Raw genomic sequence first — 19268 nt, 5'->3', positions numbered from 1 at the left:
GGATGCGGACTTGGTCAGGGGCTAGTCACGGGTCGCGGCGCGGGCCACCAGGGCTTTGAGCGCGTGGAACCACGTCCGCGCCAGGTCGTGGACCGCCTCCTCGTCCAGGACCGCCTCGGGCCAGGACCAGTGGGCGGCCAGGACCGGCCCGTCGGCGCGGTCCTCGGTCACCACGTTGATGCCGAGGGCGTGTCCCTCCCGCATGTCCGGCTCGGGTCCGATGTCCGAGACGTCCTCCTCGGGCGCGTACGACCAGTCCGTGGCCTCGGGGATGCCGAAGCGGCCGAGGTAGTTGAACTCGATCGACGGCGCCGCGAAGCCGGCGAGGACCGGTGCCGTGCGGGGGTTGAGGTGGCGGAGCATGCCGTAGCCGACGCCGTTCGCGGGCAGTGAGGCGAGGTGCTGCCGGGTCCGGTCGAGGGCCTCCTCGACGGCCGGGCCGCCGTCGAGGGCCGCGTCCAGGTCGACCGGACCGGGGTCGAGGAGGACGGGGAAGACGCTGGTGAACCAGCCGACGGTACGGGACAGATCGACGTCCCCTGCAGTCTGTCCTGCCGTCTGCCCCGCCGCCTGCCCCGCCACTTCCTCGTCGCGCCCGTGGCCTTCGAGGTCGACCAGGACCGCTCCCCCGGGCCGCCCGCCGTCATGGCGCCGCCGCCAGTCGGCCACGGCGAGGGAGAGGCCGGTGAGCAGGACGTCGTTGACGTTCGCGGTGAAGGCGGAGGGCACCGTGGACAGCAGCGGACCCGTGTGCTCGGCGGGCAGCCGCAGCTCCAGCCTGCGTACGGTGCCGACCGTGTCGCGTACGGGGTCGAGCGGGCTCTTCAGCGGCAGGGGCGCGGCACCTTCCAGCACGCCGGTCCAGAAGGGGAGTTCGGCCTCCCTGGCCGGGTCCTGGGCCAGCTCCGCCAGCCGGCGCGCCCAGGTGCGGAAGGACGTGTCGACGGGCGGGAGTTCGGCGGGGCGTCCCGCCTCGACGGCCCGCCAGGCGGTCTCCAGGTCCGGCAGCAGGACGCGCCAGGACACCCCGTCGGTCACGAGGTGGTGGGCCATCAGGAGCAGCCTGCCGGGTTCGGCTCCCGCGTCGAACCACACCGCCCGCACCATGACACCGGCGGCGGGGTCGAGCGCCGAGCGGGCGGCGTGGGCGCCGTCGAGGACGGCCGTCCGCAACTCCTGTGCGTCCAGACCTGCGACGTCGACACGCTCGATCCACGTCCGCGTGTCCACCGTGCCCGCGGGCGGCACCACGATGCTCCAGTCGGCGCCGTCCCCCGCGCTGCCCGCGTCGCCCTCGCCGCCGCGGACCAGCGTGCCGCGCAGCATGGCGTGACGGTCCGCGAGCGCCCGCAGTACGGCCGCGAGCCTGGGCTGGTCCAGCGCGGCGGGGGTCCGGACCAGGGCCGACTGGTGGTAGCCCTGGAAGGGGCCGCCCAGTTCGCGCAGCCAGTGCATGACCGGGACGAGCGGCACGACGCCGGTTCCGTCGTCGGCCGGCCGGGCGTCGGCGGCCCCGGTGGCGGTCGCCACCTCCGCGAGCGCGGTGACCGTACGGTGCCGCAGGACCAGGCGCGGAGTGATCCGCACGTCCGCCGCGCGGGCTCTGCTGACGAGCTGCATCGCCATGATGCTGTCGCCGCCGAGGGCGAAGAAGTCGTCGTCGACGCCGACCTCGGCCAGCCCGAGTACGTCGGCGAACACGGCGCACAAGGTCTTCTCCAGCTCGGTGCCGGGGGCCCGGCCGGTGGAGAGCGCGGAGAAGTCCGGGGCGGGCAGGGCGGCCCGGTCCAGCTTGCCGTTGGCGAGCTCGGGCAGCCGGTCCAGGAGGACCACGGCGGCCGGGACCATGTGGTCGGGCAGGTGTCCGCCGACGTGGGCGCGCAGTCGTCCCGGGTCGGGCCGCGCTCCGGGCACGGGGACCACGTACGCCACGAGCAGTTTCCGCGCGCCCTCCTGACGTACCGTCACCACACTCTGGGCGACGTCCTGATGGGCGGCCAGTACGGATTCGATCTCGCCGGGTTCGATACGGAACCCGCGGATCTTGACCTGGTCGTCGGCGCGGCCCAGGTAGTCGAGGTATCCGTCGGACGTCCAGCGGGCGAGGTCACCGGTCCGGTAGAGCCGGGAGCCGGGACCGCCGAACGGGTCGGCGACGAACCGTTCTGCGGTCAGCGCGGGCCGGCCCAGGTAGCCGCGGGCGAGGCCGCCACCCGCCAGGTACAGCTCGCCGGTCACCCCGGGCGGTACGGGCTGCAGCCGGTCGTCGAGGACGTACGCGCGGGTGCCCGCGACCGGGCGGCCGACGAGGGGCCGGTCGCTGTCGCGGACCCGGGCCACCAGCGCGTCGACGGTGGACTCGGTGGGCCCGTACAGGTTGAACGCCTCGGTGCCGGTCAGCCCTCCGAGCCGCTCCCACAGCGCGCTCGGTACGGCTTCGCCGCCGACGCCCACGACCGCGAGGGGGCTGCTGCCGTCGTCGCGTACGAGGCCCGTCTCGGCCATCTGCGCGAAGAACGACGGCGTGACCTCCAGGAAGTCGAAGCCGTGCTCGACGACGGCCGCCGCGAGCAGGTCCGGGTCGCGGCGGGTCTCGTCCGAGACGACATGGACGCAGTGCCCGTCGAGCAGCCACAGCTGAGGCTGCCAGGAGGCGTCGAAGGAGAACGCCCAGGCGTGCCCGGCGCGCAGATGGCGTCGGCCGGTGGCCGCCTGCGCTGGCTCGTACAGCGTCTCGCGGTGGCTGTGGAAGAGGTTGCCGACCGTCTCGTGGGTGACGACGACACCCTTGGGGCGGCCGGTCGAGCCGGAGGTGTAGATGACGTACGCGGGGTGGCGCGGGGTCAGCGGCGCGGTGCGGTCCGTGTCGGTGAGGTCGCTCGCGGCCTGGGCGGCGAGCAGTTCGGTGGTCGCCGGAGCGTCCAGTTCCAGCACCGGCGGGCCGTCGGCGGGCAGCAGGGGCGCGAGTTGTTGTGTGGTGAGCGTCAGGATCGGGCGTGCGTCGGCCAGTGTGTCGCTCAGGTGGCCGGTCGGCGCGTCCGGGTCGAGCGGGAGGTAGGCGGCGCCCGCCTTGTGCACCGCGAGGATGGCCAGCAGGGTGCGGGCGGTGCGGGGCAGGGCGAGTGCCACCAGCCGCTCGGGGCCGGCGCCCTGGGCGACCAGCAGCCTGGCGAGCCGGTTCGCCTTGGCGTTGAGCTGGGCGAACGTCAGCCTGATCCCGTCGGATGCGACGGCCGGCGCGTCCGGTGAGAGTGCTGTCTGCCGTTCGAAGAGGGCGGGCACGGTGGTCGGTCCGGCGAGCAAGGGGCGGTCGTTCCACTCGGTGAGGATCCGTCGGCGTTCGGTGTCGCCGAGGATGTCGATCCGGCTGATCGGGGTGTCGGGGGCGGCGACCACGGCGCGCAGGAGGCGTACGAGCCGTGCGGCGACGGCTTCTGCGGTGGAGCGGTCGAACAGGTCGGTGCTGTACTCCAGCACACCGTCGACTCCGTGATCGCCGTCGGATCCGTCACCGCGCTCCCGTGCCCGCTCCACGAAGTCGAAGGAGAGGTCGAACTTGGCTCCGGTCGCGCCGACTTCCTCGCGACGGGCGTCCAGTCCGGCGAGGACGTCCGTGTCACCGCCTGCCGCGAGGTACACGACCATGACCTGGAACAGCGGGTGCCGGGACAGTGAGCGGGCGGGGCTGAGCACGTCCACCACCCGCTCGAACGGCACGTCCTGGTGGTCGAAGGCGGCCAGGTCGGTCTCCCGTACCCGGGCGAGCAGTTCACGGAAGGCGGGGTCGCCCGAGGTGTCGGTGCGCAGCACCAGCGTGTTGAGGAAGAACCCGACCAGATCCTCCAGGACCTCTTCGGTGCGCCCGGCGATCGGGCTGCCGAGCGGGATGTCGGTGCCGGCGCCCAGCCGGGTGAGCAGTGCCGCCACCGCCGCCTGCACGATCATGAACATACTGACGTTGCCCGACCGGGCCAACGCACGCAGCCCCGCCGTCAGTTCGGGATCCAGGGCTATGTCGACCACGCCACCGCGGTAGCTGGCCTCCAGTGGACGGGGCCGGTCGGCGGGCAGCGCGGTCTCCTCGGGGACGCCGTCCAACGTCCGCTTCCAGAACTCCAGCTGACGGGAGGCCAGGCTGTCGGGGTCCTTCTCGTCGCCGAGCACCGCACGCTGCCACAGGCTGTAGTCGGCGTACTGGACGGGCAGCGGTGCCCACTCGGGCGCCCGGCCCGCCGCGCGTGCCTCGTAGGCGACGGCCAGGTCACGGGTGAGCGGGCGGTCCGACCACTCGTCGCCCGCGATGTGGTGGAGCAGGAGCAGCAGGACGTGCTCGCCCTCGGCGGTACGGAAGAGGTGCACGCGCAGCGGTGCTTCCCGGTCCAGCTCGAAGCCGTACGCGGCGGCCTCGGTGAGCCGTTCGGCCAGTTCGCCCTCGTCGGCCACGGTGGCGGTCCGCACGGCGACACCGGCCCGCTCCGGGTCCAGGACGAGCTGGTACGCCCGTCCGTCCTCCTCGGGGAAGACGGTGCGCAGCGGTTCGTGGCGGACGACCAGGTCGTCGACGGCCTGCTGGAGCGCGTCGGCGTCGAGCGCCCCGGTGAGCCGCCGGGCGAGCGGGATGTTGTACGTGGGGCTGGGGCCCTCCACCTGGTACAGGACCCACAGCCGCTGCTGGGCGAAGGAAAGCGGCAGCCGTTCCGGCCGGTCCGCCGGGGCGAGGACGGGCAGGTCCGCGCGGCCCCCGTCCGTGGCTCCGGCGCCGAGTGCCTCGGCGAGACGGGCGACCGTCGGGGCCTCGAAGAGCGTGCGCAGCGAGGCCTCGGCGCCGAGCACCGTCCGGACGCGGGCCGCGAGCCGCATGGCCACGAGGGAGTGACCGCCGAGGGCGAAGAAGTCGTCGTGGACACCGACCCGGTCCAGCCCCAGGACGTCGGCGAAGAGGCCGCAGAGGATCTCCTCGCGCGGGGTGCGCGGCAGGGTCGTGGTGGTCCCGGCGGCGAAGTCGGGCGCGGGGAGCGCCCTGCGGTCGAGCTTGCCGTTCGGGGTCAGCGGCAGGGCGTCCAGGGGCACGAAGGCCGCGGGGACCATGTGCTCGGGCAGTTCGGCGGCGGCGTGGCGGCGCAGCACGGCGGGGTCGGCGGCACGTGCCGACACCGGTGCCGAGGTCGAGGTCGAGGTCGTCGCCATGATCGTGGTCGTGGCCGGGACGACGTAGGCCACCAACTGCTGTCCGTGCGGCACGACGACGGCCTGGGCGACGCTGTCGTGCCGTCCGAGGACGCTCTCGATCTCGCCGAGTTCTACCCGGAAGCCGCGGATCTTGACCTGGTCGTCGGCGCGGCCCAGGTACTCGACCTCCCCGTCCGACGTCCAGCGGGCGAGGTCGCCCGTGCGGTACATGCGCTCGCCGGGCGCGCCGTACGGGTCGGCGACGAACCGCTCGGCGGTCAGCCCCGGCCGGTCGAGATAGCCACGGGCGAGTTGCGCGCCCGCCAGGTACAGCTCCCCCGCGACACCCGGCGGCACCGGCCGCAGCGCGGCGTCCAGGACGTACGCGCGGGTGTTCCACACCGGCCGGCCGATGGGCACCGAGGTGGCGCCGGGGCGCACCTGAGCGGCGGTGACGTCGACGGCGGCCTCGGTCGGCCCGTACAGGTTGTGCAGCTCGACGGGGGCGAGCGTCCGGTGGAAGCGGTCCGCGAGCGCGGCGGGCAGGGCCTCGCCGCTGCACATCACCCGGCGCAGGCCCGTGCACCGGGCCGCCTCCGGCTCCTCCAGGAACAGCTGGAGCATCGACGGTACGAAGTGCGCGACGGTGACGGCCTGCCCACGGATCAGTCCAGCCAGGTAGTGGGGGTCCTTGTGCCCGTCCGGCCTGGCGACCACCAGGGCGGCCCCGGTGATCAGCGGCCAGAAGAACTCCCACACGGAGACGTCGAAGCTGGACGGGGTCTTCTGCAGCACCCGGTCCTCGTCGGTCAGCGCGTACGTGTCCTGCATCCACAGCAGACGGTTGACGATGCCCGACTGCGGTACGACCACACCCTTCGGCCGACCCGTGGAACCGGAGGTGTAGATGACGTAGGCGGGACTCGACGGGTCGTACATGTCTGGGAGTACGCCCTGCGGGCCCTCGGGAAGTGCGTCACGGATCACGCAGACCGGACGGGCGTCCTCCAGCATGAACGCGAGGCGCTCCCGCGGATAGTCGGAGTCCAGCGGCAGATAGGCGCCGCCCGCGCGATGGACCGCGAGCAGGGCGACGACGAGGTCCGCCGAGCGCGGCAGCGCGACGGCCACGGTGCGCTCGGGCCCCACACCCAGGCCGGCCAGCACGCGTGCGGTGTGTTCGACGCGCGTGTCCAACTCTGCGTAGGTCAGGCGCTGTTCACCGAAGACCAGGGCGAGCGCGTCGGGTGTGCGGGCCGCCTGGGCACGGAACAGCTCGGGCAGGGTGGTGACGGCCGCGTCGTGAGCCGTGTCGTTCCAGTCCGTGAGGACGCGTGCGCGCTCCTCCGGTGCCAGGACCTGCACGTCGCGCACCGGCAGATCCGGGGTGCCGGTGACCTGTTCGAGGAGCCGGACCAGGCGCCCGGCGAGGCGGTCCGCCGTCGGCTCGTCGCACAGGTCGGCCGCGTAGTCGAGCAGCAGGACCAGCTGGTCCGGCTCGTCCACGAAGGTGAAGTGGAGGTCGAACTTGGCCCTGCCGGTGTCCATCTCGGACCACTCGGTGGACAGGCCCAGCAGGTCGGCGTCCCCGTCGGGGCGGTAGTGGTAGCCCAGCATCACCTGGAACAGCGGGTTGCGGCCCGCCACCCGCGCCGGGTTGACGGCCTCCACGACCCGGTCGAAGGGCAGATCCTGGTGCTCGAAGGCCGCGAGCGCCGACTCGCGTACCCGGCCGACGAGTTGGCGGAACGTCAGGCCGTCGCCGGACAGGTCGGTGCGAAGGACCAGTGTGTTGACGAAGAAGCCGACCAGGTCGTCCAGGGCGCTGTCGGTGCGGCCCGCGATGGGCGCGCCGAGCGGGATGTCGTCGCCCGCGCCCAGTCGGTGCAGCAGTGTGGCCGTGGCCGCCTGGAGAAGCATGAACATGCTGGTGCCGGTCTCGCCGGACAGGTCGCGCAGGGTCCGGCCGACCTCGGCGGGCACCACGAGGCGGACCCGGCCGCCGGCCCCGGTGGGTTCGGCGGGCCGCGGCCGGTCCAGCGGAAGCGTCAGTTCCTCGGGCAGTCCGTTCAGCGTCCGTGTCCAGTGCGCGAGCTGTTCGTCGCCCACCTGGGCGAGCAACCGCTCCTGCCACAGCGTGTAGTCGGCGTACTGCACCGGCAGCGGGGCCCAGCCGGGTTCCCCGCCCGTCGTCCGGGCCGCGTACGCGGTGTTCAGGTCGGTGAGGAACGGCCGGTCGGACCATTCGTCGGTGGTGATGTGGTGCAGCACCACGGCCACCACGTGGTCGGCCGGTCCGACCCGGAACACCTCGCAGCGCAACGGGAGTTCGCGCGCCAGGTCGAAGGGGCGGCGCTGTGCCGACTCGATCAGCCCGCCCAGGGCGTCCTCGGCGCAGTCCCGCACGGTGAACTCGGGCACGGCCTCACCGGCCGGGACGACGACCTGGTACGGCTCGCCGTCCTGCTCCTGGAAGACCGTACGCAGCGTTTCGTGCCGCCCCGCCACGTCGCTCAGGGCGGACCGCAACGCGTCGAGATCCAGTTCCCCGCGCAGCCGGAAGACCAGCGGGAAGTTGTACGCGACACCGCTGCCGGTGATCCGTTCCACCAGCCACAGCCTGCGCTGGGCCGGGGAGAGCGGGATGCGGTCGGGCCGTTCGGCGGGGGCGACGGCCGGGCGCGCGGGGCGGCCGGTGTCGGCCCGTGCGGCGAGCAGTTCCGGGGTCGGCGCCTCGAAGAGGTCACGGATGGCCAGTTCGGCGCCCAGCTCCGTGCGGGCCCGGCTGATCAGCCGGGTGGCGAGCAGCGAGTGGCCGCCCAGGTCGAAGAAGCCGTCCTCCGCGCCGACTTCGGGCAGGCCGAGCACCTCGGCGAAGAGCCGGCAGAGCACCTCCTCCTGCGGGGTGCGCGGTCCGCGTCCCGTACCGAGGGCGACGGCGGGCTCGGCGTCGGGCAGGGCGCGCACGTCCAGCTTGCCGTTGTCGTTCATGGGCAGCCGGTCGAGGGTCACGAAGGCGGCCGGGACCATGTACTCGGGCAGCTGCTGCTTGAGGTCGTCGCGCAGCCGCCGTACCAGGCTGTTCGCGCCGCGCGCGGCGGTGGGCTCGTTGGCGTACGGGGCCTCGCCGCCGCCGGGGAGGTACAGCCCGGCGGTGCGTCCGGGCCCGTGGCCACCGGCGTCCGAGCCCGTGTCGGTGTCGGTGTCGGTGACGAACACGGCGTCGTACGTGCCGGGTTCGCGGGACCAGGTCGTCAGGACTCGGCGGCCCAGCCCGGCGCCGAGGTCGTGCAGCGTCTCGGGGTCCACTCCCCGGTCGGCGCCCACGCGCGCGTCGGGAATGCCGGTGAACCGCAGGGGTGTGACCGCGCGCACGAGGTCGGCCAGGTCGAGGCCGTCGGTGTAGCCGACCGACGGGACGCGTGCCAGGGCGAGGTCCGCCTCCCCGGCGTACAGGACGGCGTCGTAGCGGTGGCGGGAGAGCTCGTTGTGGTGGCGGGCCCGCTTGGTGCGCAGGTCGACGCGGTGGCCCAGCGTGGTGAAGTAGTCGGGGTCGACGAGGAGTTCCTTCTCCAGGCGCAGACCGCGTTCGACGGCGCGCTCAAGGCCCTCCTCCGTGACGCCCCTGGCCTGCTGGATCTCCGTCTGGAAGGTCCGGGCGAGGCGCAGATTGCGTACGTCGCCGACGAACAGCGCGCCGCCCGGTGCCAGGAGCCGCATCGCTCCCTCGATCACCGACGTCAGGTAGTCGACGCTGGGGAAGTACTGGATGACGGAGTTGATGACGATCGTGTCGAAGTAGCCGTCGGCGGGCAGGCCGGTCAGGTCGTCGGCGGGCTGGGCGCGCAGGGTGACCCTGGCGGCCAGCTCCGGGTCCTGGGCCAGCTCTTCGCCGATCTTGCGGATGACGGGGGCGGCGAAGTCGGTCGCCCAGTACGCCTCCGCCTCCGGCGCGAGCCTGGACAGCAGCAGACCGGAGCCGACACCGATCTCCAGGATGCGGCGCGGCCGCAGTGAGCGGATCCGCGCGACGGTGGCCTCGCGCCACTCCCGCATCTCCTCGAAGGCAATGGGCTGTCCGTCGTACGAGGAGTCCCAGCCCGCGTACTCCTCGGTGAAGACGGCGGTACTGATCTCCTCGTACTCGTCGGAGTAGATCTCCTGCCACTCGCCGACCTGTTCGCGTTCGGCGCCGTCACGGTCGTCGCCGGTGAGCGCGGCCGGGACCACGTATCCGACGAGCCGTTCGTCGCGGACGACCACGGCGGCGTGCGCGACCTGGGGGTGCCGGGAGAGCGCGGTCTCGATCTCGCCCAGCTCCACGCGGTAGCCGCGGATCTTGACCTGGTCGTCGGTGCGGCCGAGGAAGTCGAGGTTGCCGTCGGGGCCGCGGCGTACGAGGTCTCCGGTGCGGTACATGCGCTCGCCGGGTTCGCCGAACGGGTCGGCGACGAACCGCTCGGCGGTCAGGGCGGGGCGGTCGAGATAGCCGCGGGCCAGGCCGATGCCCGCGATGTACAGCTCGCCCGGCACGCCCTCGGGCACCGGGCGCAGCCAGGCGTCCAGGATGTGGGCGCGGGTCCCGCGGATCGGACGCCCGACGGTCGGGGTGGCGCTGTCGAGGGTGCCGCCGCCGAGGGTGTTGATGGTGTACTCGGTCGGGCCGTAGAGGTTGTAGCCGTACGTGCCCTCGGTGTCCCGGAGCCGGTTCCACACGGTCTCGGAGACGGCCTCGCCGCCGAGCAGGACGAGCGGCGGCCGGTGGCCCTCCAACAGGCCCTGCTCGATGAGCAGATGGGCGTAGGTGGGGGTCACGTTGATCACGTCGACGCGGTGGGTCTCGCAGTACGCGACCAGCGCCTCGGCGTCGCGCCGCAGCTCTTCGTCGCAGATGTGCACCTCGTGGCCCTCGACGAGCCACAGCAGCTCTTCCCAGGACATGTCGAAGGCGAACGACACCGTGTGCGCGATGCGCAGTGCGCGCCCGCCCGCCGAGGCGACGGCCGGTCCGAAGATCTCCCGCTGGTGGTTGAGCTGCATGTTGGTCAGACCGCGGTAGGGCGTGACGACACCCTTGGGCCGGCCGGTGGACCCGGACGTGTAGATGACGTACGCGGGGTGCTCAAGGCTGAAGACCTGCCGCTCCAGGTCGGCCGGGAGCGAGGCGAGTTCGGTGACGACCGCCGGATCGTCGAGCAGCGCCCGGGGGGTGTCGGCCGCCGCCAGCCGTGCGGAGACGGCCGAGGTGGACAGCAGCAGTGTGGGCCGGGCGTCGTGGAGCATCCCCACCAGCCGGTCGTCCGGGTGGTCCAGTTCCAGGGGGAGGTACGCGGCGCCGGTGCGCAGCACGGCGAAGAGCGCGACCACCATGTCCAGGGAGCGGGGCAGCCCGAGCGCGACGACCCGCTCGGGCGCGGCGCCGCGGTCGAGCAGCAGGCGCGCCATGCGGTTGATGCGGGCGTCGAGTTCGGCGTACGTGAGGGTCTCGGCGCCGAAGACCAGCGCGGTGGTGTCGGGTGCGGCCGCGGCCCGCTCGGCCAGCAGGTCGGCGATGGTGTCCTCGGGGTCGGGCACCCGTCCCTCGGTCCGCTCGCGCTCCAGCCTCGCCTGCTCGGTGGGCAGTTGCGGGTCGAGGCGGCCGACCGGGGCGTCGAGGTCGTGGGTGAGCCGGGCCAGGAGCAGGGTGAACCGGTCGAGCAGTTCCTGGGCCCGGGGGCGCGCGACGATGTCGGTCCGGTGGGTCAGGGTGACCTGGATGCGGCGTCCCGGGGTGACGACGAGGTTGACGGGGTAGTGCGTGGCGTCGACGTTGGCGACGGCGGTGGCGCCGTGCTTCTCGCTCAGTTCGGCGAGCCGCTCCTCGGTGTCGCTGTTGCGCAGCACGAAGAGGGTGTCGAACAGCCGCCGGTGTCCGGTCTCGGCCTGCAGCACTCCGAGGCCCAGGTACTCGTAGGGCATGACGGCCAGCCGTTCGTCCTGGACACGGCGCAGCAGTTGGAGGACGGGTTCGGCCGGGTCGTAGGCGATCCGGGCGGGGACGGTGTTGAGGAACATGCCGATGACGTTCTCGATCTCCGGCACCTCGCTCGGCCGGCCCGCGACGGTCGTGCCGAAGACGACGTCGCCGCGGCCGGTGGCGCTCGCCAGGGTCAGGCCCCAGGCGGCGTTGAGCACGGTGTTGAGGGTCAGTCCGTGGCGGCGGCCGATGTCGCGCAGCCGCTCCCCCACCTCGTCCGGGACGAACGCGTCGAGGCTCTCGGGGATGTCGGGTTGCAGGCCCAGGTCGGCGGCGGCGAGCAGGGTGGGTTCGTCGAGTCCGGCGAGGGCGGTGCGCCAGGCGTCGGTGGCGACGGCCGTGTCCTGGACCTCCAGCCAGGTCAGGTAGTCGCGGTAGGAGCCGGGGGCGACCAGGCCACCGGCGTCGCCGCCGGACTCGTACAGGGCGAAGAGCTGGTCGAGGAAGAGCCAGGCGGACCAGCCGTCCCACAGGAGGAGGTGCCGGCCGACGATCAGGCGGTCGCCGCGCTCCGCGCCGAGCCGGACGACCAGGATGCGGAAGAGCAGGGGCCGGGTCAGGTCGAAGCGGCGGGAGCGCTCGGCGTCGGTCAACTCGCGGAGTCGCGCGTCCTGTTCGGCGGCGGGCAGGCCGGAGAGGTCGACCTCTTCGAGGGGGATGTGCGGGTCGCGGACGATGAACTGCACCGGCTGGCGCAGCCCTTCACTGGTGAAGCCGGCGCGCAGGCTGGGAGTGCGCTCCAGCAGTACCCGTACGGCGGTGCGGAGCCGGTCCGTGTCGAGCGGGGTGGCGATGTCGAACGACTCGTGGACGGTGTAGACGTCCAGGGTGCCGTCGTCGTACGTGGAGTGGAAGAACAGGCCTTCCTGGAGCGGGGCGAGGGGCCAGATGTCGTCCACGGGGCCGGGGCTGAGGCGGTGCACACGCTCGGTCTCCTCGGCGGTGAGGCTGAAGCCGGAGCGCGGGGCGTGTACGGCGGTGACCGGGGTGGCCGCCGCCGCCAGGGCCGCGGGTGTGCGGTGCTCGAAGACGTCACGGGGGTTCAGGTCCAGGCCCGCGCGCCGGGCACGGCTGGAGACACCGATGGAGGTGATGCTGTCGCCGCCGAGCATGAAGAAGTCGTCGTCGATGCCGACCTCGTCGAGCTTCAGCACCGCGGCGAAGATCCCGGTGAGCGTGCTCTCCCGGTCGTCGCGGGGTGCGCGCGGCTCGGCCCGTACCGCCTGCTCGGCGGGGAGCGCGGCCCGGTCGAGCTTGCCGCTGGGGGTCAGCGGGAGTGCGTCCAGGACGACATAGGCGCCGGGCACCATGGGAGCGGGCAGCGCCGCGGTGAGGGCTGCCTGGAGTTCGGCGGGCTCCGGGCGGGCGTCGCGGGCGGGGACCACGTACGCCACCAGCGCGCCGCCGGCCCCGCTCACCGTCACGGCGGCCTGGGCCACGGACGTCTGACGGGCCAACGCGGCCTCGATCTCGCCGAGTTCGACGCGGTTGCCGCGGATCTTGACCTGTCGGTCGGTGCGGCCCAGGTACTCGACGACTCCGTCGGCGCGGCGGCGTACGAGGTCGCCCGTGCGGTACATGCGCTCGCCGGGCCCGCCGTACGGGTCGGCGACGAACCGCTCGGCGGTCAGACCGGGCCTCGCGTGATAACCGCGGGCGAGCTGAACACCCGTCAGGTACAGCTCGCCGGGCACTCCTTCGGGTGCCGGGCGCAGGCAGGAGTCCAGGACGCGCAGGCCGGTGTTCCAGACCGGGCGGCCGATGGGCACGGTGCTGCCGCCGGGCGCGGCAGCCACGTCGAACCGGTGGTGGGTGACGTCGACGGCGGCCTCGGTGGGCCCGTACAGATTGTGCAGCGGCACCCCGGTGAGGTCGTGCCACTGGGCGGCCGCGGCGGTGGCCAGTGCCTCGCCGCTGCTGAAGACGCGCCGCAGGGAGGCGGCCCATGAGGGGTCCGCGGTGATGTCCTGCGACTGGAGGAAGGCTTCGAGCATCGACGGGACGAAGTGCACGGTGGTGACGCCCTGTGCGCGGATCAGACCGGCGAGGTAGGCGGGGTCGCGGTGTCCGTCCGGGCGGGCGAGCACGACCGTGGCACCCTCGCAGAGCGCCCAGAAGAACTCCCAGACGCTGACGTCGAAGCTGGCCGGGGTCTTCTGCAGCACCCGGTCGTCGGCGGCCAGCCGGTACTCGCCCTGCATCCAGGCCAGCCGGTTGACGAGGGCGCGATGGGTGACGACGACGCCCTTGGGGCGGCCGGTGGAACCGGAGGTGTAGATCAGGTAGGCGGGGTCGTCGGGGCCCGCGGAGGCGCCGCCGGCTTCGGGCTGTTCCTCGGCGGGGTCGTCCACCAGCAGGTGGGAGAGGCCCGGGACCTCCGGCAGCCGGTGCGCGGCGCCTGAGGTGGTGACGACCGTGGTCGCCCCGGAGTCGGTGAGCATGTGGGCCACCCGGTCGGCGGGGTAGTCCACGTCGACGGGGAGGTAGGCGGCGCCGGACTTCAGCACACCGAGCAGGGCGGCCATGAGGTGGGCCGAGCGCGGTACGGCGACCGCGACGACCGTGCCGGGCCCGGCACCGCGCCGACGGATCCGCCGCGCCATCTCCTCGGCTCGGGCGTCGAGTTGCTCGTAGGTGAGGGTCTCGTCCTCGTACACGACCGCCGTGGCGCTCGGCGTGCGGGCGGCCTGGGCCTCGAAGGCCGCGGCGAGGGTGGTCCCGGGCACCTCCCGCCGTTCGCCGGCCGGGTGGGCGTCCGACAGCTCCGCCGGTGAGAGCAGGTCCAGGGCGGCGGCCCGCTGCCCGGGGTCCGCTGCCAGGGCGTGCAGGATCCGGGTGAGGCGGTCGGCTATGTGGCGTACGGCGTCGGCGTCGAGGCGCTGGGCGTGGTGCTTCAGACGCAGGTCGAGGCGGCGGCCCGGCTTCACGATCAGGGCGAGCGGGTAGTGGACGGCGTCGTGGAACTCGTGGCCCGTGACCCTGATACGGCCGGAGGGGTCGGCGAGGCCGGTGGCGGCCGGGTAGTTCTCGAAGACGACGAGCGTGTCGAAGAGTTCGCCGCCGCCCGCGAGTCCGGCGACGCGCTGGATCTCGGCGAGGCCGAGGTGCTGGTGGTCGAGGAGTGCGGCCTGCTCCTCCTGGAGTCGTCCCAGGAGACCGGCGAGGGTGTCGGCGGGCTCCCAACGGAAGCGGGTCGGCAGGGTGTTGATGAACAGCCCGACCATGGACTCGATGCCCTCGACCTCGGCGTCCCGGCCGGAGACGGTGGTGCCGAACACCACGTCCTGGCGGGCGGTCAGCCGGCCGATCAGCAGGCCCCAGGCGCTCTGGACGACCGTTCCCAGCGTCACGCCCAGCTCGCGGGCACGGGCCGAGAGCCGGGCGGTGACCTGCTCGGACAGCTCGATGCGGACCTGGGCGGGGGTGATCGGCGTGCCGTCGGCGGGCGTCTCGACCAGCCGGGTGGGCTCCTCGATCCCGGCGAGCGCGCCGCGCCAGGTCTCACGTGCGGCGTCCCGGTCACGGGCGGCCAGGCCGCGCAGGTACGAGCTGTACGGGGCGACGTCGGGCAGCGGGGACCGGCTCTGCCCGTCGAGGCCGTCGCCACCGTCGAGGCCGTAGGAGGCGAGCAGTTCGCGGTGCAGGACCGGCAACGACCAGCCGTCGGCGACGCTGTGATGGAACGTCAGCAGCAGCCGGCTGCGGTGCTCGTCGAGCCGTAGGAACGCGCAGCGCAGCAGCGGCGGGCGGGCGAGGTCGAAGCGGCGGGCGCGCTCCTCGGCGGCGACCGCGTCGGCGGCGGGCAGCAGACCGCCCTCGGTCGCCCGGCCGTCCTGCGCGGAGAGATCAACCTCTCGCCAGGGCAGTTCGAGCCCCTCGGTGATGATCTGTACGGGGCGCCCGTCGGAGAGCGGGCGGAAGCAGGCCCGCAGCGGGGCGTGCCGGTCGAGGACGTGCTGGGCCGCCCGGCGCAGTGCCTCGGCGTCGACGGGCCCGGACAGTTCGAGGGCCTGCTGGACCACGTAGGCGTCGCGGTCGGCGCCGTCCACGAGGGAGTGGAAGTAGAAGCCCTCCTGGAGAGGGCTCAGCGGCAGCAGTTCCCGCACGGTGACCGGGTGGTCGCCCTGGATCTCGGCGAGTTCGGCCTCGGTGAGCCGCACGAGCGGGGCCTCCGGGGCGGACGGCCCCGTACCGGTGCCCGTGTCGGTGCGCACGTCCGCGGCCTCGGCGAGGGCGGCGACCGTGCGGTGCCGGAAGACGTCGCGGGAGCTGAGCCGCAGACCGGCCCTGCGGGCGTGGACGAGCAGTTGGATGGCGGTGATGCTGTCGCCGCCGAGGGCGAAGAAGTCGTCGTCGATGGTCGCCGAGCGCAGACCGAGCACCTCGGCGTAGGCCGCGCAGAGCACGTCCTCACGGGCGTCGCGCGGCGGGCGGCCCGAGCTGAGGGCGCCGTGGTCGGGGACCGGCAGCGCGGCGCCGTCGAGCTTTCCGCTGGGGGTGACCGGCAGCCGGTCCAGGGGGACGACGGCGGACGGGACCATGTACTCCGGCAGGTGCTCGGCCGCGTACGAACGCAGGGCTTTCATGAGGGAGTTCACGTCACGGAAGGGCGCGGGGCGGTTGGCGTGCGGGACGGTGCCGGCCGGGCGGTACAGCAGGCGCGACGCGTCGGGCACGGTGCCGCCGGGGCCGAAGACCACGTCGAGGCTGCCGTCGTCGGCGAGCCCGTTCCAGGTGACTGCGGCCGTCATGCCGTGGTGGGCGGCGAGGGCGTGGAGGGCCTCCGGGTCGGGCGCGTCGGCCGACACCGCGGTGCGGCTGCTGTCGTCGAGGGCGGACAGCGCCGCCAGGTCCTCGGCGAGCCGGGTGTTGGGCAGACCGGTGACCCGGAGCGGGGTCCGACGCCCGGCGAGCAGGGCGTCGAGGGCTGCCGAACCGCGAGGGTCCTGCGGATGTCGAGGATCCTGAGGACCTTGTAGACCTTGTAGACCTTGAGTGCCGTGAGGGGCGTCCGTGAGCGTGCCGCCGCCGGCCAGGTCGGCCCAGGCGATCTCGTCGCCGTCGACCCGGGCCGTGGCCGGTGTCCGGCGGCGCAGCACCACGTCGTAGCGGTAGCGGGTCAGTTCGTTGTGGTGGCCGCCGCGCTTGACGCGGATGTCGACGTCGAAGCCGTCCAGGGCCGCGAAGTAGTCCGGGTCCAGGAGGAGTTCGCCCTCCCAGGCGACGGATCGCTCCACGGCCGCCCGCAGTGCCTGCTTGTCCTCCGGGTCGGCCGCGCGGCGCGTCTCCACGGCGGCGCGCAGGCAGCGCAGCAGACGGGCGTTGCGCACGTCGCCGATGAACAGCCGTCCCCCGGGGGCCAGTAGCCCGGTGGCGGCCTCGATCACGTCGGTGAGGTAGCCGGCGTCGGGGAAGTACTGGGCGACGGAGTTGAGGACGACCGTGTCGAAGTGGGCACGGGGCAGCCCGGCGGTGTCGTGGGCGGGGCGGGCGCTCAGGTGGACCCGGCCGGCCAGTTCCGGCACCCGGTCGACCTGGGCGCGCAGGGCCCGTACCGCCTCCTCGGAGAGGTCGGTGCCCCAGTACGTCTCACAGCCGGGGGCGATCCTGGAGAGGATCAGACCGCTGCCGACACCGATCTCCAGCACGCGGCGCGGAGCGAGTTCCTCGATGCGGGCTACGGTCGCCTCGCGCCACTCCCGCATCTCCGCGACGGGGATGGGCAGTCCGTCGTACATGCTGTTCCAGCCGGCGAAGTTCTCACGGAACCCCACGGACCCGTTCCGGAACCCCTCGGACCCGTTCCGGAACCCGGGGGACTCGTCCCGTCCGCCCTCGGCTCCCGCCGCCGAGTAGAGTAGTTCGTGCAGGTCCTTCCACTCCTGGACCTGCTCGCCGAAGTCGCCGTCCGCGTCCAGCGAGGGGACCACGTAGGCGGCGAGCCTGCGGTCGCCCGGCCGGTCCTCGCGGACCAGGACCGCGGCCTGTTCCACGGCCGGGTGGGCGCGCAGCACGGACTCGATCTCGCCGGGTTCGATGCGGAAGCCGCGGATCTTCACCTGTGCGTCGGCGCGGCCCAGGAACTCCAGCCTCCCGTCGGCCTTCCAGCGCACCAGGTCGCCGGTGCGGTACAGCCGCTCGCCCGGCGCGCCGAACGGGTCGGCGACGAACCGCTCCGCCGTCAGGTCGGGCCGCCCGAGGTAGCCGCGGGCCAGGCCGGCCCCGCCGAGGTACAGCTCGCCCGGGACACCGGCCGGTACGGGCCGCAGCCGGGCGTCGAGCACATAGGCCCGGGTGCCGGGGTCGGGGACGCCGATCGGCACGATCGTGCCGGCGGGGGTGTCCGGGTCGCACAGGCCGAGGGTGGAGTTGGTGGTCGCCTCGGTGGGACCGTACGCGTTGAACATCATCCGGCCGCGCGCGTACCGGCCGACCAGTTCGGGTGAGACCCTCTCGGTGCCGGCGAGCAGGGTCGCGGGCGGCAGCTCGACGTCCTCGGGCATGGCCGCGAGCAGCGCCGGCGGGAGGATCATGAAGGTGATGCCGTGGGCGTGTGCGTAGTCGGCGAGCGGCGCCCCGGGCACCCTCAACTCGGAGGGCACGACGACGAGTCGGCCGCCGGAGAGCAGTCCGAGGCACAGGTCCCAGAAGGCCACGTCGAAGCTCGGCGAGGCGAACTGCAGGACCCGGCTGTGCGGCCCGATGCCGAACCGTTCGCTCTGCGTGGCGACCAGCTTGGCGACGCCCGCGTGGGAGAGCACCACGCCCTTGGGGCGGCCGGTGGAGCCGGAGGTGTAGATGACATAGGCGGCGTTGCCGACGGAGAGCGGGCCGGGGCCGCGGCCGGGCGCGGACCCGGACGTGTCGGCGGAGTGCGGACGCTCCGTCAGCTCCCGTACCGTCTCGGGCGCGTCGAGCACCACCACGTCCATGCCCTCGCACGGCGGGATGTCCCCCGCGACCTCGACGGTGGTGACGAGGCAGGCGGGTCGCGCGTCGGCGAGCATGTACGAGATGCGGTCGGCCGGGTAGTCGGTGTCCACCGGCAGATAGGCGGCGCCGGACTTCAGCACGGCCACCTCCGCCACGACGAGTTCGGCGGAGCGGGGCACCGCGAGGGCCACCACGCGTTCGGGTCCGGCGCCGCGCGCGACGAGGGCGTGGGCCAACCGGTCCGCGCGGGCGTCCAGTTCGGCGTAGGTCAGCCGGGTGTCCTCGAAGACCAGCGCGATCTCGTCGGGCCGCTGCCTCACCTGCTCGGCGAACATCTCCGGCCAGGTCCGCGGGGGGACGCCGTGGTCGGTGTCGTTCCACCGGGTCAGGACGCGGTGCAGTTCCTCGGCGTCCAGCAGGTCCAGTTCACCGACGGGGGTGTGCGGCCGGGCGAGCGCGTCGGCCAGGAGGGTGGCGTAGTGGCCCGCCGTCCGCAGCGCGGTGTCGTCCTGGAAGAGGTCCTGCCGGTACGTCACCCGGACGGTCCCGGCGCGGACTTCGAGAGCGAGGTCCAGCGAACCGGCCGCCGTGTCGTCGCCCGCCGCCCCGAAGGCCGTGTTGAACAGCAGCCCGCCGCCCCGGGTCGGTTCCGGTCGCAACTGGGCGGCCAGTACGGCCGGTTCGACCCGATGCGCCTCGGCGGCCGCGCACGCCTCACCGACCCGGCGGACCAGTTCGGTGAACCCGGTGCCGCCGTCGAGAGCCACGCGGACCGGGAGCCCGCCGTACCCGACGGTGATGTCGTGCGCGCCGCCGTAGCGGTGCAGCAGCGCCACGAAGGCGGACAGGAGGGTGACCTCGTCGGCCGTCGCGTCCAGGGGGCGACTGATCGTGCGCGGCTCGCCGCCGGGCTCGGGCGGGTAGGGGAAGTCGACGGGCAGGACCGCCTCCTGCGGGAGGGGGTCGAGCCGTCGACGCCAGTACGCCGTCACGTCACCGTCGTCGACACCGGACACACGCGTTTCAGAACCGGACACAGCTGACCGTGCCTCCAGAGTGTGCGGAACCGGCTCAGCCGGAGGACCGCAGGTCATACTAAGGTAAGGATTACCTAACCAAAAGGCCCCGTCTCTGCGGACTCGCCCTCCGC

1 protein-coding gene is annotated in these 19268 nt (G+C 73.4%); it reads right to left on the bottom strand.

What is annotated here, in order from left to right:
- Window positions 1-21: 21 nt before the first annotated feature.
- Window positions 22-19155 carry an amino acid adenylation domain-containing protein gene (locus tag ACLVWQ_RS26325; protein WP_414111650.1) on the bottom strand — a complete coding sequence of 6378 codons (19134 nt, stop codon included), beginning with the start codon at window positions 19153-19155 and terminating at the stop codon, window positions 22-24.
- Between the last annotated feature and the right edge of the window lie 113 nt (window positions 19156-19268).

It is taken from the genome of Streptomyces sp. CWNU-52B (assembly GCF_047444975.1).
Taxonomy (GTDB): Bacteria; Actinomycetota; Actinomycetes; order Streptomycetales; family Streptomycetaceae; genus Streptomyces.
The sequence above is the reverse complement of the archived record's forward strand: the minus strand, read 5'-3'. Positions and strand labels throughout refer to the sequence as shown.